The sequence below is a fragment of the Stenotrophomonas sp. YJH_SMC_58 genome, assembly GCF_059369635.1.
Genome location: NZ_JCAFSW010000006.1, coordinates 225,999 through 245,800, shown reverse-complemented (window position 1 = coordinate 245,800; position 19,802 = coordinate 225,999). Strand labels below are relative to the sequence as shown.

Below are 19,802 nucleotides of genomic sequence, written 5' to 3'. Positions count from 1 at the left end.
TTACAGGGCATGATGCCCCATCGTTTTTTTCCTGTGACCGACGCGTGACGACTGACGACCTGAAAAGCGAAGGCCAGACTTCCGTATCTTCACGTAGTGCCCGCCCGCTGTTGCTTGGCCTGGCACTATGTCTGACCAGCCTTCCGGCCTGGTCGCAGACTGCTCCGAACCGTTCCGATGTGACCCCGGCCCCGGTGGCCGAGAGCACCGCCCGACCGGCCGCCAAGGCCGAGGCTGCCGCTACGCAACGCAGCCGCGTCGACGCCGCCGCCAGCGCTACCCTGGCCGCCCTGCTGCCTCACCTGGCCGCCAACGACACCATTCCGCTGATGGACCGCTCGGCCGTGGTGGCCGGTGACCTCAGCCGCCTCCTCGCCAACTACGACACCAGCAGCGCTGCCAATGGCAGCGTTGTCGGCACCGCGGCCGACAATGGCAAGGTGCAGTCGCTGCTGCGTCGCGCGATGACCCTGCTGGGCACCCCATACCGTTGGGGCGGCAGCAACCCGGACAGCGGCTTCGACTGCAGTGGTCTGGTCGGCTACGTGTTCCGCTCGGCCCTGGGCATTGAGCTGCCGCGCGTCTCGCGTGAAATGGCACATGACGACAACGCCGAACTGATCAACGACCGCACCGCGCTGGCCGCCGGTGACCTGGTGTTCTTCGGCCGCAAGGGCCGCGTCGATCACGTCGGCATCTATGTGGGTGATGGCCGCTTCCTGCACGCACCGAGCTCGGGCAAGGACGTGCGCGTGGACACCCTGCTCAGCGGCTACTGGGGCAACAAGTTCATGCAGGCCCGCCGGGTCGATCTCTGATCTGGCCGGTTGGCGCTACCACGCCGCCTGACACGAGAAAGTCGCTGCCCTGCAGCGGCTTTTTTGTTAGGCCCGCGCAATGGTGGGTAGCTGCCGATCTTGGTCGGCACCGCCTTCATCCACGCATGGCGTGGATCTACCGACCTCTGGTGGGTACCGACCTCTGGTGGGTACCGACCTCTTCTGGTGGGTACTGACCTTTGGTGGGTACTGACCTTTGGTGGGTACTGACCTTTGGTGGGGGCCGACCGTTGGTCGGCACCGCCTCCATCCACGCATGGCGTGGATCTACCAGGCACGGCATGACCGCCACCGCGCCAGCCAGCTCCCAAACAAAAAGCCCGCCGTTCAGGGCGGGCCTTTTATCTCCACGCAACCTCAGCCGCGTGGCGGCGTCGGATCGGGGTCGTCCACACCCACATTGCTGGACGGATTGTCATACACCGCCTGGTCGAGCAGCCCGGTTTCCTTGGCCACGATCACCGGCACCAGCATCTGGCCGGTCACGTTCGTCATCGTGCGCATCATGTCGAGGATGCGGTCGATGGCATACAGGTAGCCGATCGTCTCCAACGGCAGGTTGGCCGCGCTCAGCACCACCGTAGCCATGATCACCGCGGTACCCGGAACACCGGCCGTACCGAAGCTGCCCAGCACCGAAGCAATCAGCACCACCACGTACTGTTCAGGGGTCAGCGGCACACCGCTGTACTGCGCGATGAACACCGCGCACAGCGCCGGGTAGATGGCACCGCAGCCGTCCATCTTGATGCTGGCGCCCAGCGGCACCGCAAACGAACCGTAATCCTTGTTCACGCCCAGGTTGTGGGTGATCGAACGCAGTGCCACCGGCATCGCCGCAAAGCTGGAAGAGCTGACGAACGCAACCTGCATGCCCGGTGCCGCACCACGGAAGAACTTCAGCGGGTTCAGTCCGTGCGCCAGCAGCAGTGCGCTGTACACCACCACGATGTGCAGGGCGCAGGCCACGTACAGGGCCAGCACGAAATGCCCCAGCGGCAGCAGCTTCTCGAACCCGTAGCTGCCGACCAGGCCGGCGATCAGGCCAAAGGTGCCGATCGGGGTGACTTCCAGCACGAAGCGGGTCACCTGGATCATGATGTCACTCATCTGGCCGACCAGCTTGCGCGCCTCGGTCACCTTCTCGCCGAGCTTGACGATGGCGAAGCCGACCAGGCCAGCGAAGAAGATGACCGGCAGGATCGAGCCACGGCCGGCGGCCAGCACGGTTTCGCCGGCCGCGTTGACCTTGGTGCCGATACCGGACAGCGCATAGAAGACATTGGCCGGCACCACGTCAAGCAGCACCTGCACCACACTGGGCACTTCGCGCGGCACGTAATTGCTGGCCATCGTCAGCTGCAGGCCACCGGCGCCGGGCTGCAGCACGGTGCCCACGCCCAGGCCGACGCACACCGCCAACGCAGCGGTGATCACGAACCAGAGGAAGGTGCGGCCACTGAGCGCGGCAACCGACTTCTGGCCGTGCAGCGAGGAGATCGCATTGATGACCGCGAAGAACACCAGCGGCACCGCGATCATCTTGATCAGGGTGACGTACAGCTCGCCAAGCGGGCCGAACCACGTTTCCGCGGCCGGGCCGAGCGCCCAGCCGGCCAGCGCGCCGAGCACGAAGCCACCGACCACGCGCTGCCAGAATGGAATCCGCAGCCAGGCAGAGACCAGCTTCATAGGCAATCCAGAGGGAAGGAAGGGATGCTGGCACGATAGCCCATCAACGGCTGGGGAACGACCGCCCGGCCGGCAAATCAGTGTGTCATCGGCGTGCCTTGCGAGGGCGGGCATAATGAACGTCCCGTTACAGTTTGTGAGATCCCAGCGTCCATGCGCCGTTCCGTCTCCCTGTTGGCCGCCTGCGCCACCACCCTGCTGCTGGGCGCCTGCGCCAGCACCACCCCCGCCACTGCCCCGGCCAGCCTCAAGGTCGCCGTCGACCCCGTCGCCCACCCGGCCGGCGAGACCCCGCAGTGGTGGTACCGCAGTGGCGCCGCCCAGGCCGCCGCCAACGGTGCGATGTCCGGCAAGGCCAAGAACGTCATCCTGTTCCTCGGCGACGGCATGAGCCTGACCACCGTGGCCGCCTCGCGCATCTACGAGGGCCAGCAGAAGGGTGGCTCCGGCGAAGAGAACCTGCTGTCCTGGGAGCGCTTCCCGGCCACGGCATTCAGCAAGACCTACAACACCGATTCGCAGACGCCCGATTCGGCCGGCACCATGACCGCCATCACCACCGGCGTGAAGACCCACATGGGTGCGATCGGCGTCAGCGCCGGCAGCCGCACGGACTGTGCCGACAGCCTGTCCAAGGGCCTGCTGACCTGGCTGCAGCTGGCCGACAGCGCCGGCCTGGCCACCGGCGTGGTGTCCACCGCACGCCTGACCCACGCCACCCCGGCCGCCACCTACGCGCACTCGCCCGAGCGCAACTGGGAAAACGACACCGACCTGACCGAAGCCGCCAAGGCGGCCGGCTGCAAGGACATCGCCCAGCAGCTGCTGTCGACCTCGCGCTATGGCCGCGGCCCCCTGGTCGCCCTCGGTGGCGGCCGCGGTGAGTTCACCACCGTTGAAGAGCGCGATCCGGAGTACGACGACAAGGTCGGCCAGCGCCTGGATGGCCGCAGCCTGGTGCAGGAATGGCAGCAGGCGCACCCGCAGGGTGCCTACGTGTGGAACAGCAAGCAGCTGGCCGCCGCCGCCAACGCGCCGGCCATCCTCGGCCTGTTCGAGCCGGACCACATGCGCTACGAGTACGAGCGCCCGCAGGATCCGGGCGGCGAGCCGAGCCTGGCCGAACTGACTGCCGCAGCGATCAAGAATCTGTCGAAGCACCAGGAAGGCTACGTGCTGATGATCGAAGGCGCGCGCATCGACCACGCCAACCACAGCGGCAATGCCTACCGTGCACTGACCGAGACCGTGGCCCTGTCCGACGCAGTGCGCGTGGCCAACGAACTGACCTCCGCCGACGACACCCTGATCATCGTCACCGCCGACCACTCCCACACGCTGAATTTCGTCGGCTACCCGGCACGTGGCAACCCGATCCTGGGCAAGGTGAAGGACAAGGGCGGCGAAGACGGCGCCGGCAAGCTGGACTACGCCCTGGACGGCACCGGCCAGCCGTACACCACCCTGAGCTATGCCAACGGCCCGGGCCACACCGGCAGCAGCAACCAGCAGCCGGCCGGCCCGAAGCGTTACCCGCACAACCCGAGCAGCTTCGAACCGGCCAACGGCCGCCCGAACCTGCGCGAGGTCGACACCGAGCATCCGGACTACATGCAGGAAGCACTGGTGCCGATGAAGTCCGAATCGCACGGCGGCGAAGACGTCGGTATCTGGGCACGCGGCCCGGGCAGCAAGGCGATCCGCGGCACGCTGGAACAGAACGCGATCTATCACATGATCGTGCAGGCCACCCCGGCCCTGCGCGAGCGCTTGTGCCAGGCCGGCACCTGCGATGACAAGGGCGTGCCGGTGCAGCTGCCGGCACCGACCGCGTTCGAGCGCAAGGCCGAGGCCAAGTGATCGCACGGCAGGCCCGCCCTGACGCTGCCAGCGGCCGCTTCGCGCGGTCGCTGGCCCTGCTAGGCGTGCTGGTCAGCGCCACTGCAGCGGCACAGGCACCGGCATGCAAGCTGCTGACCGATGAACACGGGTTGTGGCCACTGCCCAACTGCGAGGTGATCGATCACCGGCCGAAGATCAGTGCCGACACGCTGAAGGCCCTGAATTACGACGACCACGGCCTGGCAGTGGTGTACGCCGACCAGGGTTTCCACTACGTCGACCGCAAGGGCCGCAGCCTGCCGGTGCTGACCTGGGACAACGGCCCGGAAACGCCGCAGGAAGGCCTGCTGCGCGCTCGCGTCGGCAACCGCGTGGGCTACTTCGACCTGACGTTCCGCCAGGTGGTGCCCGGCACCTTCGATTTCGCATGGCCGTTCCAGGACGGCGTGGCCGAGGTCTGCAATGGTTGCCGTCGTGGTACGCCGGATGCCGATGGCCACACGCCGATGGAAGGCGGAGAGTGGTTCCGCATCGACCGTTCGGGTCGTCGGGTGAAGTAGGGTTTTCGGCAGGGCTGCGCCCTGCACCTGCAGACGCCAAAGCAAGATCAAAAGCGGCTCTGGTTTTCTGTGAGTTGGGTGGGGCGGTGTGGGTGGGCAGGACACGCCGTAAACCCATCCCTGGGGGCTCGATGGCGCCATCCATGGCGCCAACGGTCCTGCCCACCCACACCGCCCCACCCCCGACAGTTTTCCGGTGACGGTTGGACCATCCACGCTTTGCGTGGATCGTATCTGTCAGATATCGAATTGAATCCGGGGTCAGATCCGTTTTCCGCAGGAAAACGGATCTGACCCCATGAGCAACCCGACAGTTCGAAGGAAACTGTCGAAGGCGGGGTGGGTCCGGTTGCGGGAGTGTCCGCGGCATGGATGCCGCGGCCAAGCCCCCAGGGACGGGTTTACGGCGTCTCCCGCAACCGGACCCACCCCGCCAACCTTCAGGAAACCAGCTTCTGCCGTTGCTGTTGCTGTTGCTCTGGCTCGTAGCGGGTGCAGGGCGCAGCCCTGCCAAGTAAACCCCACCCTATACTTGCCACCGTGACTGCCTTCCCTGCCCTCGTTCCGCTGGATGCGCCGCTGCTGGTGGGCTACAGCGGTGGCGTCGACTCCACCGTGCTGCTGCACTGGCTGTGGCGCTGCGCGCAGACCTCCGGCAGCGCCCTGCGCGCGGTGCACGTGCATCACGGCCTGCAACCCGATGCGGATGACTGGGTGCTGCACTGCCGGCAGCAATGCGACGCCTGGGGCATTGAGCTGGCCGTGCACCGCGTGCAGGTCGAGAACGGCACAGGCCTGGGCACCGAAGGTGCCGCGCGACAGGCACGACGTGCCGCGTTCGCGGCTGAGCTGCGCGAAGGCGAAACGCTGGCACTGGCGCAGCACCAGGACGACCAGGCCGAGACCTTCCTGTTGCGCGCCCTGCGCGCTTCTGGCGTCGATGGCCTGGCGGCGATGTCCACGCACAGCCGCCTTGGCGAACATCCCTTGTGGCGCCCGCTGCTGGCGGTACCACGCAGTGCACTGCTCGACTACGCGCGCCAGCACGCGCTGCGCTGGATCGAAGACCCCAGCAACGCGGAAGACCACGCCGATCGCAACTTCCTGCGCCTGCAGGTGTTGCCGTTGCTGCGCCAGCGCTGGCCGCATGCGGCTGCAGCATTGGCGGGCAGCGCGACGCATTGCCGGCAGACCCGCGAACTGCTGGACGAGGAAGATGCCGAGCTGATCGCGCATCTGGAAGTGGCACCGCGCGTGCTGTCACTGGAACTGCTGCGCCAGATGTCGCCGCGCCGCGCGGCACGCGTGCTGCGCGCGTGGGTGCTGGGCCATGATGCGGCACCGTTGCCGGCCTCGGTGTTGCAGCAGGCGCTGGAGGAGCTGTTGCCAGCCGACACCGACCGCCAGGCGCGTGTGCGCTGGCAGCAGCACGTGATCCAGCAATGGCGCGACCACGCCTATCTGCTGCCGGCCCGGCTGCCCTCGCTGCCCCTCGACTGGCAGGCCGTGTGGGACGGCCGTGCACCGCTGCCATTGCCCGACGGCGGCCAGCTGAGCCTGCTGGGCGCCGGCGCTTTCGAACAGCCACTGCAGGTCCGTGCACGCGTGGGCGGCGAGCGCATCCTGCTGCCGGGTCGCCAGCATTCGCACGCGCTGAAGGACTGCCTGCAACGCGAGCACCTCGCCCCCTGGCGACGCGCGCAGCTGCCGCTGATCTTTGATGGCCCGCAGTTGCTGGCCGCCGCCGACCTGGTCATCGCCGCACCGCTGCAGGCCTGGTTGCAGGCGCATGACGCGCAGTTGCAGTGGCGCCCGGGCGGCTGGTGAATTGACCCCCGCGCGCGGCCCGTCCACACTTGCCGCATGGCCAAGAAGTCCCCCGAAAACGCCTCCCCCGTCGCCCAGTTCGAGCAATCGCTCGAATCGCTGGAGCAGCTGGTGGAGCAGATGGAAACCGGCGAGCTGAGCCTGGAAGCTTCGCTCAGTGCTTACGAGCGTGGTGTCGGCCTGTACCGCCAGTGCCAGCAGGCGCTGGAGCAGGCCGAACTGCGCGTGCGCCTGCTCAGTGATCCGGCGCAGCCGGAAGCCTCCGAGCCCTTCGACCCGCCCAGCCATGACGGCTGAGGTTCTGTTCGCGCGCTGGCGCGACCGTATCGAAAGCCAGCTCGATGCCGCCCTGCCCTCGCCTGCCGAGGCACCGCAGCGCCTGCATCAGGCCATGCGCTATTCGGTGCTTGGTGGCGGCAAGCGCATGCGGCCCCTGCTGGTCTACGCCAGTGGTCACCTGTTCGGTGCGCAGCCGGAAAGCCTGGATGCGGCGGCCATGTCCGTCGAGCTGATCCATGCCTATTCGCTGGTGCATGACGACCTTCCGGCGATGGATGACGACGCCCTGCGTCGCGGCAAGCCCACCACCCACGTCGCCTTCGACGAAGCCACCGCGATCCTTGCTGGCGACGCCCTGCAGACCCGCGCCTTCGGCCTGCTGGCCGATGCGCCGCTGCCGGCTACCCTGCGCGTCGCCTGTCTGCAGACCCTGGCCCACGCCTCCGGCGCGTCCGGCATGTGTGGCGGCCAGGCGCTGGACATCGATGCCACCGGCCAGCAGCAGACGCTGGCGGCGCTGACCCGCATGCACGCGCTGAAGACCGGCGCGCTGATCCGCGCGGCAGTGCGCATGGGCGCGCTGTGCGGCCAGGCCCACGAACCGCAGCTGGCCCAGCTCGACAGTTTCGCCGATGCACTCGGCCTGGCCTTCCAGGTCCGCGATGACATCCTCGATGTCGAAGCCAGTTCCGAACAGCTGGGCAAGACTGCCGGCAAGGACCAGGCGCAGGACAAGAGCACCTTCCCCGCCCTGCTTGGCATGGACGGCGCAAAGGCCCAGCTGCACGAGCTCGCAGCCCGCATGCAGTCGATCCTGGCCGGGTATGGCGAGGAAGCCGACGCGCTGCGCGCGCTGGCGACGCTGGCGGTGGAACGCGATCACTGATCGCTGCACGCGGCCCGGCATTCCCCGCACACGAAAACGCCCGGCAGTGCCGGGCGTTTTCAGTTCCGCGTGCGGACGATCTTACTTGATCAGGCGCAGCGCGAACGGGTAGCGGTAGGCTTCGCCGTTGTTGGCCTTGACCGCAGCGATGATGCTGAACACCAGGCTGATGATGCCGACGATCGGGGCCAGGAACACGCCGATGATCACGATGGTGAGGATCATGCTGATGACCATGGCGATGGTCACGGTGATCTGGAAGTTCAGGGCTTCCTTGGCCTGGTCGGTCACGAAGGCCTTGCCAGCATCGTCCTTGTTGATCAGCCAGATGATCAGCGCGCCGATGAAGCCGGTGAAGATGCCCAGCAGGTGCGCGGCCAGGGCCATGGTGCGCTGGTCGGCCGGAACGTCGGCGGTGGCCGGTGGCGGCGGCGGGACGTTATCGAATTCACTCACGACAAAACTCCTTTTCATTGGGTGGTCTTGACCAACCAGCACCCAGCTGATTGCGTCAGGCGGGCATAGCTTACGCCATCGACGGCATCAATCATTACCTGCGATGGTCATCCGCCCCAACAGGATCGAACCGGTCCGGATGTGCGAACGGGGATCGACGTCGCTGCCGACCGCCTCGATGCTGCTGAACATCTCGCGCAGGTTGCCGGCGATGGTGATGCCGTCCACCGGGTACTGGATCTCGCCGTTCTCGACCCGGAAGCCACCCGCGCCACGCGAATAGTCGCCGGTCACGCCGTTCACGCCCTGCCCCATCAGCTCGGTCACCAGCAGGCCATCGCCCATCTGCCGGGCGATGGCGTGCAGCGGGCCTGCATTGGCGGCCAACTGCAGGTTGTGCACGCCACCGGCATTGGCAGTGGTCTGCAGGCCCAGCTTGCGTGCCGAGTAGCTGCCCAGCACATAGCGCTGCAGCACGCCGTCCCGGACCAGAGCCGAGGCGCGCGTGGCCACGCCGTCGCCATCGAAGGCGGCCGAGCGCAGGCCACGACTCAGGTGCGGCAGCTCCTCGATCTGCATCCATTCCGGGAACAGGCGCTGGCCAACGCTGTCCAGCAGGAAGCTGGCCTGGCGATACAGAGCACCGCCGGACACCGCCGACAGCAGGTGCCCGACCAGGCTGCGCGCCACTTCCGGGGCGAACAGCACCGGCATGCTGCCGGTGGCCAGCGATCGTGGCTGCAGGCGGGCGACAGTACGCTCGGCGGCACGACGTCCGACCAGGTCGACGTCCTCCAGGTCCTCGCGAGCCAGCGCACTGGTGTACCAGCCGTCACGCTGCATGCCATCGCCCTGCCCGGCGATCAGCGCACAACCGACCGAATGGTGGGTGCCGCGCTCACGGCCGATGAAACCATGCGAATTGGCATAGACCGACAGGCTCTGCATGCTCGACACCGAGGCGCCGTCGGAATTGCGGATCTGCGCATCGGCCTCACGGCCTGCGGCTTCGCAAGCCAAGGCCAGGTCCACCGCCTCGTCGGCCTGCAGCGCCCACGGGTGCCAGCCGTCCAGGTCCGGGAAGTGGGTGGCCATCAGGGCCGCCTCGGCCAGGCCGGCGGCCGCGTCATCTTCGGTATGCCGGGCGATGGCGCAGGCCTGCTCGACCGTGGCCGCCAGGCTGGCCTCGTTCAGGTCGCCGGTGCTTGCGCTGCCCTTGCGTTGGCCGAAATACACAGTGACGGCGATGCCGCGGTCGCGGGTGGACTGCACGGTTTCGACCTCGCCGAGGCGGACATTCACCTCCAGCCCGCGGTCTTCGCTGCAGCTGACTTCGGCCTGGCTGGCGCCCAGCGCGCGGGCACGGTCGAGCAGCTGCTGGGAGAGGTCGGCCAGCCGTTCCAGCCGGGCCGGGCTGTCGTCGCCGACGGCGGCTTCAGGGGCGATCACGTTCAATGCTTTATCCTGTACGGGTTGGGCCCGGCATCACGCCGGGCGACTTTTTTTGAAATCAGGTATGGACGATGCGCGGACGCGACGAAGAAACCGGTGAATTCCACGACAAGAGCCGCAGCCAGAACCGGCGCGACGCGCTCGACGTCCTGGCCCTGGGCGAAAAACTGGTGTCGCTGACACCGGCCCAGCTGGCGCGCCTGCCGATCCCGGAAGACCTGCTGCCGCACATCGCCGAGTGCAAGCGCATCACCGCGCACATCGCCCACAAGCGCCAGCTGGCGTTCCTGGCCAAGCACATGCGCCGCGAAGAAGAAGCCACGCTGGATGCGATCCGCGATGCGCTGGATGCCAACAGCGAAACCGGCCGCCGCGAAGTGGCGATGATGCACCGCGTGGAAGACTGGCGCGAGCGCCTGCTGGCCGAAGGTGACAAGGCGCTGGCCGCCCTGCTGGACGATTACCCGCAGGCCGACCGCCAGCAGCTGCGCACGCTGGTGCGCAATGCGCAGGCCGAGAAGGCGAAGAACAAGCCGCCGCGTGCCTATCGCGAGATCTACCAGGTGCTGCGCGCACTGATGCTGCCGGCGGCGCTCGGCCTGAAGGCCAGCGCCGAAGACGCTGGCCACGTCGAAGCCGACGAGGCCGACGAGGACTGAGTCCGCGCCGGAGCGGGCGGTGGCGCTGGCCATCGCCCGGCTCAGGCTTGGGTACCGCCGACGGTGATGCCCTCGAGCAACAGCGACGGCTGGCCGACACCCACCGGCACGCTCTGCCCGTCCTTGCCACAGATGCCGACGCCCTCGTCCAGGGCCAGGTCGTTGCCGACCATGCGCACCTTCTGCATGGTTTCCGGACCGTTGCCGATCAGGGTCGCTCCCTTCACCGGCGCGGTGATACGGCCATCCTCGATCAGGTAGGCCTCGGTGGCCGAGAACACGTACTTGCCGCTGGTGATGTCGACCTGGCCGCCGCCGAAGTTCACTGCATACAGGCCCTTCTTCACCGAGCGGATCATTTCCTGCGGGTCGTGCTGGCCGGCGCGCATGTAGGTATTGGTCATGCGCGGCATGGTCAGGTGCGCGAACGATTCGCGACGCCCGTTGCCGGTCGGTGCCATGCCCATCAGGCGTGCGTTGAGGCTGTCCTGCATGTAGCCGACCAGGATGCCGTCCTCGATCAGCGTGGTGCACTGGCTCGGGTGGCCTTCGTCGTCGATGTTGAGCGAACCGCGACGCCCGTCCAGGGTTCCATCGTCGACGATGGTCACGCCCGGTGCCGCCACGCGTTCGCCGATGCGGCCGGCGTACACGCTGGTGCCTTTGCGGTTGAAGTCGCCTTCCAGGCCGTGGCCGACCGCTTCATGCAGCAGCACGCCGGGCCAGCCAGGTCCCAGTACCACCGGCATCACGCCGGCCGGCGCCGGCACGGCGTCCAGGTTCACCAGCGCCTGGCGCAGGGCCTCGCGCGCAAATGCTTCCGGGCGGCCATCAGCAAACAGTTCCCCGTAGCCATAGCGGCCACCGCCACCGGCATAGCCGGACTCGCGGCGGCCGTTGTGTTCGACGATCACCTGCACGTTCAGGCGCACCAGCGGGCGCACGTCAGCGCCCAGCACGCCGTCGCTGCGCGCGATGAGCACCGTGTCCACGCCGCCGGACAGGCTCACCATCACCTGCTTCACGCGCGGGTCGGCGGCACGCAGGTAGCCGTCCAGGCGCTTCAGCACCTCGACCTTTGCCTCGTTGCCGACGCCATCGATGGGATCCAGCGCCGGATACAGCGCGCGTGAATTGCCGCGCAGCAGCGAGCGCCCGGACTGCGCGCCACCCTCGCGCGAAATCGCACGCGCCGACTGCGCCGCGGCCAGCAGCGCGTCGGCATGGATGTCGTCGGAGTAGGCGAATCCGGTCTTCTCGCCGGACATCGCCCGTACGCCCACGCCTTGCTCGATGGAATGGGCACCGTCCTTGACGATGCCGTCTTCCACGCTCCAGCTCTCGCGGCGGGCGTGCTGGAAATAGAGGTCGCCGAAGTCCACACCGGGGCCGAGCAGCTGGCCGAAGGTGCGCTCTAGGCCATCGGTATCCAGCCCGCCGGGGCGCAGCAGGCGATCTTGGGCAAGCGTCAGGGCGATATCAGTCATGGTTCTCGATCTGGGGGTGCTGGGGCGCTCAGGCAAGCCCCGTGAACAGGAGGTCCACGCTCAGCGTGAGCGTGGCAGGTCGGTAACGGGCGGCGGAACGGCCGGGGCCGGGCGCGGCGCGGGCGCTGGCGGGGTCTTGTCGCGGCTGCGTTCGATCACTTCCACCTTCGGCTCCTTCCATGGACCGGTCACCTTGTAGGTGCGGGCGCCGATCTCGCCGAGCGGTTTGGACAGTACCGCATTGGTGGCCGCGCCGAGCGCCGCGCCCACCGGGCCACCGGCCACCGCGCCGACCACCGTCAGCAGGTTGCCGGCGCGCGGGTTGACATCGATGGTCTGGTCGAACCGCTGGTTGCGCAGGTCGGCCTGGCCGCGGATGGTGATGTTCGCCGCCGGGCCCTCGATCAGTACCTTGTCGGTGCGGGCCATGCCCTGCCCGAACTGCACGCTGCCGTCGACCTGGTTGAACGCGAAGCCCTTGGAGAAGAAGTCGCGGAAGTCGAACATCAGGCGCCGCGGCAGCTGGGTCACGCTGAGCAGGCCCAGCACACGGCCAGCGCCCGGCTCCAGCTCCAGCAGCTGGCCATTACGCGCGTGCAGATCAAGGCTGCCCTGCAGATTGGCCAGCTGGAAGTCCGACGGCCCCCCGCTCCAGGAGGCCTGCAGCTGCGCCTGGCCAGAGCCGCCACGCAGCTGGCCGCCGTAGTCGAGGTTCTGCATCAGGCCGCCCAGGTCCTCGCTGCGCACCTGCGCGGTCAGCTCGGTGCGGGCACCACCGGTGCGACCCAGCCAGCGACCGCTGATGTCGATTTCCTGGTCGGGCGCGCGGAAGCGCAGCTCGTCCACGTTCAGGCCATTGGCCAGCGGCCGCGTACGCAGCACCGCCTGGCCCAGCACCACCTTGCCGAACTTCAGGTCGGCGATGTCCAGCGCGAACGGCGGCAGCTTGGCCGGGTCCATGTCGTTGGCGCCGGCCTGCACCCGGGCTGGCGCGGCCGCGCCCGGCGCCGGCGGCAGCGACTGCCAGTGCACACGGTCGAGTCGGCCACTGATGGTGCCTCCTTCGGCGTTGGGTACGGTCAGGCGACCGGCCAGCGAAGGTCCATCCAGGCGCACGTCCAGCGCCTGCGGTCCCGGCTGCAGCTGCAACCGGGTCTGCTCGAAGACGCCGCCGATCAGCATCAGCTTGCCGACCTGCACGTCCACTGCACGCAGCGGCATGCCGTCATCGTCGTTGCCACCACGGGCCAGACTGATCCACTCCAGCGCATCCAGAGTCGGGCTGCGGCCATTGACGGACAGTCCGCTGGGCGGCGGCTCGCGATCGGCATGGTCGCTGCCCAGGGTGACCTGCACACCGGTGCGGTTGTTGTGGCTGCGCGCGGCCAGGGCCAGACGCTGGCCAAAGGCCACATCGATGCGACCAGCGCCCATCGGCAGCTGCGCGGCCACCGTGGTCGCCAGCGGCTCGGTGGCCGGCTTGTCCAGCGGTGCCGGCAAGTCCAGGCGGGTTCCCACCAGATCCGAACTCAGGCGCAGTTCGCTGGGCGGTGCGGGCGCTCCCGGTGCGACTTTGGGCAGGTTGACCGCGATGGTCCAGGGAGAGTTACCCGCGATATAGGGCTTGAGCCACGCCATTTCCGGGGCGCGGTCAATCAGCACACCGGCGTCGAGGTTGGCCGTCAGCTGCGACTCGAACGCCAGCCTGCTGTCGTGCACGTAGCCGCCGGCACGCAGGCTCAGGCGGCCGTCCTGGCCGAGGTGGCGCACCGCCAGTTCCTCGGCACCGAAGCCACCATTGCTGTAGCGCGCCTGCCCATGCATGTTGTCGAAGGCCAGCTGGAAGCGCTTGTCCACCAGTTTCACACCATTGAGGTCGACCGTGCCCTGCAGGTGACCGCCGCCTTCATCGTGGTGCAGCGGCTGCAGCAGGTCGAAGGTCACATGCGCCGGGCCCGCAGCCGTGAGGTTGTCCAGGGTGTCGCCATAGTCCTTGTGCAATGGGCTCTGCCGCAGCATTGCCAGCAGTCTGCCGGCCTCGCTCTGCGCATCGGCACGCACGTACAGCGGCTGCTGCCCGAAGTCCTGGATGCCCGCCTCGAACTTCTGCACCGCTACACCGGCCAGGTCCCCGCGCCCATGCATGTCGAAGCCGGGGCCGATGAAGGCGATATCGGCGTCGACCTGGCGCATCAGCGGCCAGTCGTGCTGGAAGCGGATGTCGCCGTTGGTGATATGGCCGGTGGCCTCGAAACGGCCATCGTTGTTGTCGAACGGCCAATCGTCCAGGTCACCGCTGACCAGGCCGATGCCATTGCGCACCTGGCCGCCGGCCAGCGCCATGTCCAGCCAGTCGGTGGCGCCCTTGCTCATCTTGGAGTGGATCCAGAAGCGCTTGGCCGCCGTCATCGGCACATCGTCCAGCTTGGCCGCCAACTGCAGCCAGGGCCGCGTGCCGTCGCCCTGGAACCAGACACCACCGCGCACATCGGCCGCGTAGTCGGTGCCTTCCACGCGCATCGCCGCAGTGCCGATACGCCAGCCACCGCCCTCGTCACGCCAGCCCACGATCTGTCCAGCCAGGTGCAGGTCGTGCCGCACGCCGAAGCCGGTGGGCCAATCGAACTGCAGCTGCCGTTGCGGTTGCAGCTGCAGGCTGAAGCCATCGGCGTCGCCCTCGAAATGTCCCCCCAGGCCGCGCAGACCCGGAGAATTGCCAACGCTGGCAAAGCCCAGCGACTGCAGCTCGCCCTGTGCCCGCAACGGGCCATCACGTTCGCCGGCCAGTTGCAGCTCTCGCACATCCAGCTGCGGTTTGGACAGGAACAACCAATGGCGCAGGCCTGGCTCGAGGCGATCACTCAGCGCCAGCGCACGCAGCGCCGTACCGGCCTGTACTTCGCCGGAACTCACCCGCAGCTGCCTGCCAACCTGCAACTGCAGGCCATCGAGCTGTTGTTCGCCGTCTTCGGTCTTCAAACGAAGGCGCGGTACCTGCAGCGCCCAACCATCGGCCTGGCGCTGCCAGCGCAGGCGCGCCTGCAAGCGCTGCAGCTGCAACCGCGGCGTTGCCACGTCGGGCATCGGTGCACCGTCGACGCGCACGTCACGCAGGTCCGAATCGGTGGTCAGCGCCACCGGCGCGAAGTCGCGCAGGGTCAGCCACAGGTTCAGCTCACCCTTGCCTTCGCGCAGGCGCACGCCACCAGCTGCCAGCAACGGCGACCAGGCATGGAAATCAACAGGATCGGCACCCAGCCAGGCCTGCCCGTTGCCGCGCGCGCGGTCCACGTCCAGCACTGCGGTCAGCGGCAGGGCATCGGTCTGCGCCCAGGCACGCACGCCCACACGCAGGCGGTCGCCATTGACGCGCAGGCGCAGATCGATACGCGGCAGGGTGGTATCGATACCCAGTCCCGGTGCATGCACACCCAAGCGGCCATCGATCACCTGCAGCTCGCCCAGCCGGCGCAGCGCGTCCAGCGGGTCACCGCCCGTGTCTGACTTCGGCAGGCCACGCACCGACCAGCGGCCGTCCTTGCCCTGCTGCAGGTCCAGTGCCAGGCCACGCAGGCGCAGCTCGGTCAGCGAGCGACCAGGCAGCATCCCGCTGTACATCGACACCAGCACTTCGGCCTCGCCGATGGCCAGGCCCTGACCGGCGCCGATGCGCAGGCCCTTCAGCTGCAGCAGCGGACCACGCCGGGTCCAGGCCGTCTGCAGCTGGTCGAAATGCACCGGCTGGCCGGCACGCTCACTCAGCCAGGCGGCAATCCTGTCGGGGTGACGCTCGGCCAGCGGCAGCAGCTGGCTGAGGGTACCCACCAGCAGTGCCAGCCCGACCAGGCCTACCGCGCAGGCGGCAATGAAATGACGGCGGATCCTTCGCAGTCGCAGGCGCGGCGGCGCGCTCATCGGCCACCGCCGGCCTGCGGCCGGCGAGGATCACAGCAGAACGACATCGAATTGCTCCTGCAGGTACTGCTCGTCCGCCTGGAAGCGGATGCTCTTGCCGAGGAATTCCTCCAGCTCGGCCACCGCCGAGGATTCCTCGTCGGTGATGCGCGCGACCACCTTGGTCGAGGCGATCACCAGCAGGCGTGCGGCATCGAACTGGCGCACGGCACGGGTGATCTCGCGGAAGATCTCGTAGGTCACCGTTTCGGTGGTCTTGATGCTGCCACGGCCACTGCACTGCGGGCACGTTTCCGACAGCTGGCGTTCCAGGCTTTCCACCGTGCGCTTGCGCGTCATCTCCACCAGCCCCAGCGGCGAGAAGTCGTACACCGTGGTCTTGGCATGGTCGCGGGCCAGCGCCTTTTCCAGGGTGCGCAGCACCTGGCGGCGATGCTCGGCATCGTCCATGTCGATGAAGTCGATGATGATGATGCCGCCCAGGTTGCGCAGGCGCAGCTGGCGGGCCACCGCCTGTGCCGCTTCCAGGTTGGTGCGGAACACCGTCTCTTCCAGGTTGCGCTGGCCGAGGAACGAACCGGTATTGACGTCGATGGTGGTCATCGCCTCGGTCTGGTCGATCACCAGGTAACCACCGGATTTCAGCGGCACCTGCTTGTCCAGCGCACGGCCGATCTCGTCCTCCACCCCGAACATGTCGAAGATCGGGCGATCGCCTGAATACAGTTCCAGCTTCTCGGCCAGCACCGGCATGTACTTGGCGACGAACGCCTGCAGCTGCGCGAAGGTTTCCTTCGAGTCCACCTTCACCTTGTCCACGTCCTTGCGGATCAGGTCGCGCACCGAACGCAGCGGCAGGCTCAGGTCTTCATAGATGTTGCTGCACGAGGCCGCTTCGCGGCCGCGGCGCTCGACCACGTTCCAGACCCGCGACAGGTAAGCGATGTCCTCGGCGATGGCCTCGGCCGGCTGGCCCTCGGCATTGGTACGCACGATGTAGCCGTAGCCGCCATGCTGCGCAGACAGCTCGGTCACCAGGGCCTTCAGGCGGGCGCGCTCGGCTTCATCCTCGATGCGCGCGGACACCCCCACCACCTTGGATTGCGGCAGCAGCACCATGTAGCGCGACGGAATGCTGATCTGGGTGGTCAGGCGTGCGCCCTTGGTGCCGATCGGGTCCTTCACCACCTGCACCACGATGTCCTGGCCGTCACGCAGCAGCTCGACGATGGGCACGCTGGCCGGCGGCGGCAGGGTCGTGTTCTCGGTGTCTGCACTGGCCACCGGGGCCGGGCGCACCACGTCGTTGGCGTGCAGGAACGCGGCGCGCTCCAGGCCTACCTCGACGAACGCGGCCTGCATGCCGGGCATGACCCGCTGCACCTTGCCCTTGTAGATGTTGCCGACCACACCCCGGCGCCAACCGCGCTCGATGTGCAGTTCCTGCAGCATGCCGTTCTCGATCACCGCGACCCGGGTCTCGCGCGGGGTCACATTGACCAGGATTTCCTCAGACATCGGCAGCCTCCCTGGCGGCATCGGCAGTGGGGGCCGGCACGCCACAGCGCGCCAGCAGACGATCGGTATGCAGCAATGGCAGCCCCATGACGCCGGAGTAGCTGCCGGAAAGATGTTCGATCCAGCGCTCGGCCCCGCCCTGGATGGCGTAGGCCCCGGCCTTGTCCAACGGCTCGCCGGTGGCGACATAGGCGGCGATGTCGGCGGCGGCGATCGGGGCGAAGGTCACTTCGGAAATGACCAGTTCGCTGTCCAGCCCGTCGGCGCCGACCACCACCACCGCAGTCATCACCTGGTGGGTGCGCCCGGCCAGGCGCGCCAGCATCGCGCGGGCGCCGGCGGCGTCGGCCGGCTTGCCGAACACTTCACCGTCCAGCACCACCTCGGTGTCCGAGCCGAGCACCCGCGCCTGCGGATCATCGGCCAGCACCCGGGCCAGGCCGGCGCGCGCCTTGTCGGCGGCGACCCGGCACACATACTGTTCGGCGCTTTCAGCGGGCGCGCGCTGCTCGACGACCTCCAGGTCCAGGGCCTGGAAGGGGCGTCCGAGTCGGGCCAGCAACTGGTTGCGTCGGGGGGAGCGGGAAGCAAGATAGAGCATCGGCACAGCATAACCTGAGGCCGCCACCTGAATCGTCGGCAACCCGTCCCGGAACGCGTTGAACCCCGAACGGGCTCACAGCGCGTTCATCGCTACGACACCACCCTCAACGGCACAACAAGGAGTTCTCCATGCGCCTGACCGCCACCCCGCTGCTGCTTGCCCTGTCCCTCGCCCTTGGAACCTCGATGACTGCCCATGCCGCCCCGTCGTCGCCGTCGATCGCCGCCGCGGCCGAAGGCACGCTGCTGAACATCTCGGCCAATGCCGAAGCCACCCGCGTACCGGACGTGGCCACCCTGTCGGCCGGTGTGGTCACCCAGGCCGCCGATGGCAACAGCGCCATGCGCCAGAACGCCCAGCAGATGGACAAGGTACTGGCCGCGATCAAGGCCGCCGGCATCGCCGAGCGCGACGTGCAGACCAGCGGCGTCAGCCTCAATCCGCAGTACCGCTATGCCGACAACGAAGCGCCGAAGATCACCGGCTACCAGGCCAGCAACACGGTCAGCCTGAAGGTCCGTGACATCGCCAAGCTCGGCAAGGTGCTGGACGCGCTGGCCGCTCAGGGCGCCAACCAGATCAACGGCCCCAGCTTCGAGATCGACCAGCCGGAACCGGTCTATGACGAAGCGCGCCTGGCCGCGCTGAAGAAGGCCCAGGCCCGCGCCCAGACCTATGCCAAGTCGCTCGGCCTTCAGGTGCGCCGCATCGTCAGCATCTCCGAGAATGCCGGCGGTGGTTACCGCCCGATGCCGATGATGCGGACCATGGCCGCCGGCGCGGCGATGGACAAGGCCACGCCGGTCGCCCCGGGCGAATCCACTGTGTCGGTCAATCTGGACGTGGTGTTCGAGCTGGGTCGCTGATCCCATCCGTTCCGGTAGACAGAGGCGGGTCCCGCAGGGGCCCGCCTTTTTCATGGACCGGGGCGGCTGGCTGAAGGCCAGCCCAACGATCCTGCCCCTGCCTCTAGGCAGTGGCCGGGGCCTGGCGTTAATGATTGGCTGCCAGCCGCGTGCGGCAACCCCGCCACGGGCCCTGGTGCGTTGAGGACTTCGTCACTGGCATGGAGGTGGACCATGGTTCGTACGTATCCCGTTGCATCCCCGCACTTCGACCCCGCCCGCGTTGCCGCCTGGAGCGCGGCCATCGCCCTGCACCTGCTCGCGTTCCTGCTGCTCCTGATCCCGGCGACCTACCAGGCCGTGCAGGTCCCGCGTGACAAGACCACGGTCAGGCTGATCGAGAAGATCCCGCCAACGCCGCCCCCACCGGTGCTGCAGGAACCGAAGGAAGTCGCCCGGGTCGTGCCGAAACCGCAGGCACAGCCGGCGACACCGCCACTGCCGGCCCCAACCGCGACCGTGGAGGAAACGCAGGGCATCATGCTGCCGGCCGCCGAACCGGCCCCGCCGCAACTCGCGTCGAGCATCGACACCCATGCACCGCTGGCCGGCGCCCAGCTGCAATACCGCAGCGCCCCGCCACCGGCCTATCCGGTCGCCGCACTGCGCAACCATGAGCAGGGCACGGTGCTGCTGCGGGTGGAGGTCGACAGCGGCGGCCAGCCGGTCGCGGTCAGCATCGAGCGCAGCAGTGGCTCCCGCCACCTGGACCAGGCTGCACGCCAACAGGTGCTCAAGCGCTGGCGCTTTGAACCGGCCCAGCGTGATGGTGTAGCGGTACCGGCCATCGGTTTGGTGCCGGTGCAGTTCTCGTTGCCGGACTGACGACCCGGGCCGGTCCGACCGCCTGTCGGACCGGCCTTCGGGACCGAACTGCCAAA

The 19,802-nt window shown here is 68.0% G+C and carries 16 protein-coding genes; 9 read left to right on the top strand and 7 right to left on the bottom strand.

All coding sequences use genetic code 11. From position 1 onward, the window contains the following. Positions 1-44: 44 nt before the first annotated feature. Positions 45-818, top strand: coding sequence for a C40 family peptidase (locus AC5P68_RS10690; RefSeq protein ID WP_053090788.1), 774 nt, complete (start codon positions 45-47; stop codon positions 816-818). Positions 819-1,196: 378 nt separating this feature from the next. Here the strand turns inward: AC5P68_RS10690 and AC5P68_RS10685 are convergent, their stop codons facing one another. Further along, positions 1,197-2,531 (bottom strand): dicarboxylate/amino acid:cation symporter, encoded by a 1,335-nt coding sequence (locus AC5P68_RS10685; RefSeq protein ID WP_005410518.1) that lies wholly within the window; start codon positions 2,529-2,531, stop codon positions 1,197-1,199. 153 nt (positions 2,532-2,684) lie between these two features. Between AC5P68_RS10685 and AC5P68_RS10680 the strand changes: the two genes are divergently transcribed. The 5 genes from AC5P68_RS10680 to AC5P68_RS10660 all read left to right on the top strand — a co-directional run bounded on the left by AC5P68_RS10680 (position 2,685) and on the right by AC5P68_RS10660 (position 7,925). After that, a complete protein-coding gene (locus AC5P68_RS10680; protein ID WP_033835316.1) occupies positions 2,685-4,391 on the top strand; it encodes an alkaline phosphatase in 1,707 nt (568 codons plus the stop codon). Beyond that, positions 4,388-4,933: a WG repeat-containing protein gene (locus AC5P68_RS10675; RefSeq protein WP_033835317.1), complete on the top strand. Its 546-nt coding sequence runs from the start codon at positions 4,388-4,390 to the stop codon at positions 4,931-4,933. Before AC5P68_RS10680 ends, AC5P68_RS10675 begins: the two co-directional genes overlap by 4 nt. A gap of 540 nt (positions 4,934-5,473) precedes the next feature. Beyond that, positions 5,474-6,760, top strand: coding sequence for a tRNA lysidine(34) synthetase TilS (tilS, locus tag AC5P68_RS10670; RefSeq protein WP_414498103.1), 1,287 nt, complete (start codon positions 5,474-5,476; stop codon positions 6,758-6,760). A gap of 36 nt (positions 6,761-6,796) precedes the next feature. Further along, entirely contained in the window at positions 6,797-7,057 is a 261-nt protein-coding gene (locus AC5P68_RS10665; RefSeq protein WP_005410522.1) for an exodeoxyribonuclease VII small subunit, read from the top strand. Next, positions 7,047-7,925, top strand: coding sequence for a polyprenyl synthetase family protein (locus AC5P68_RS10660; protein WP_033835318.1), 879 nt, complete (start codon positions 7,047-7,049; stop codon positions 7,923-7,925). The genes AC5P68_RS10665 and AC5P68_RS10660 overlap by 11 nt, the downstream gene beginning before the upstream one ends. A gap of 81 nt (positions 7,926-8,006) precedes the next feature. Here AC5P68_RS10660 and AC5P68_RS10655 read toward each other — a convergent pair whose 3' ends face one another. Both AC5P68_RS10655 and pmbA read right to left on the bottom strand, forming a co-directional pair. Further along, complete coding sequence (locus AC5P68_RS10655) at positions 8,007-8,381, bottom strand: DUF4870 domain-containing protein (RefSeq protein ID WP_005410524.1); 375 nt, start codon at positions 8,379-8,381, stop codon at positions 8,007-8,009. 87 nt (positions 8,382-8,468) lie between these two features. Continuing rightward, positions 8,469-9,836 (bottom strand): metalloprotease PmbA, encoded by a 1,368-nt coding sequence (gene pmbA / locus AC5P68_RS10650; RefSeq protein WP_033835320.1) that lies wholly within the window; start codon positions 9,834-9,836, stop codon positions 8,469-8,471. Positions 9,837-9,904: 68 nt separating this feature from the next. On the opposite strand from pmbA, the gene yjgA reads away from it, so the two are divergent. Beyond that, positions 9,905-10,492 carry a ribosome biogenesis factor YjgA gene (yjgA, locus tag AC5P68_RS10645; RefSeq protein ID WP_005414121.1) on the top strand — a complete coding sequence of 196 codons (588 nt, stop codon included), beginning with the start codon at positions 9,905-9,907 and terminating at the stop codon, positions 10,490-10,492. Positions 10,493-10,533: 41 nt separating this feature from the next. Here yjgA and tldD read toward each other — a convergent pair whose 3' ends face one another. The 4 genes from tldD to AC5P68_RS10625 are packed head-to-tail and all read right to left on the bottom strand — an operon-like array spanning position 10,534 to position 18,013. After that, complete coding sequence (gene tldD, locus AC5P68_RS10640; RefSeq protein WP_414498104.1) at positions 10,534-11,979, bottom strand: metalloprotease TldD; 1,446 nt, start codon at positions 11,977-11,979, stop codon at positions 10,534-10,536. Positions 11,980-12,039: 60 nt separating this feature from the next. Continuing rightward, positions 12,040-15,894, bottom strand: a complete 3,855-nt coding sequence (locus AC5P68_RS10635; protein WP_033835322.1) for a YhdP family protein — start codon at positions 15,892-15,894, stop codon at positions 12,040-12,042. Between the two features lie 30 nt (positions 15,895-15,924). Next, positions 15,925-17,412 (bottom strand): ribonuclease G, encoded by a 1,488-nt coding sequence (rng, locus tag AC5P68_RS10630; RefSeq protein WP_005410529.1) that lies wholly within the window; start codon positions 17,410-17,412, stop codon positions 15,925-15,927. Then, positions 17,405-18,013, bottom strand: a complete 609-nt coding sequence (locus AC5P68_RS10625; protein ID WP_032966937.1) for a Maf family nucleotide pyrophosphatase — start codon at positions 18,011-18,013, stop codon at positions 17,405-17,407. Before AC5P68_RS10625 ends, rng begins: the two co-directional genes overlap by 8 nt. Before the next feature lie 131 nt (positions 18,014-18,144). On the opposite strand from AC5P68_RS10625, the gene AC5P68_RS10620 reads away from it, so the two are divergent. Together AC5P68_RS10620 and AC5P68_RS10615 are read left to right on the top strand one after the other, a co-directional pair. After that, a complete protein-coding gene (locus AC5P68_RS10620) occupies positions 18,145-18,882 on the top strand; it encodes an SIMPL domain-containing protein (protein WP_005410531.1) in 738 nt (245 codons plus the stop codon). Between the two features lie 213 nt (positions 18,883-19,095). Further along, positions 19,096-19,746: an energy transducer TonB gene (locus AC5P68_RS10615; RefSeq protein ID WP_033835323.1), complete on the top strand. Its 651-nt coding sequence runs from the start codon at positions 19,096-19,098 to the stop codon at positions 19,744-19,746. The last annotated feature ends 56 nt before the right edge of the window (positions 19,747-19,802 follow it).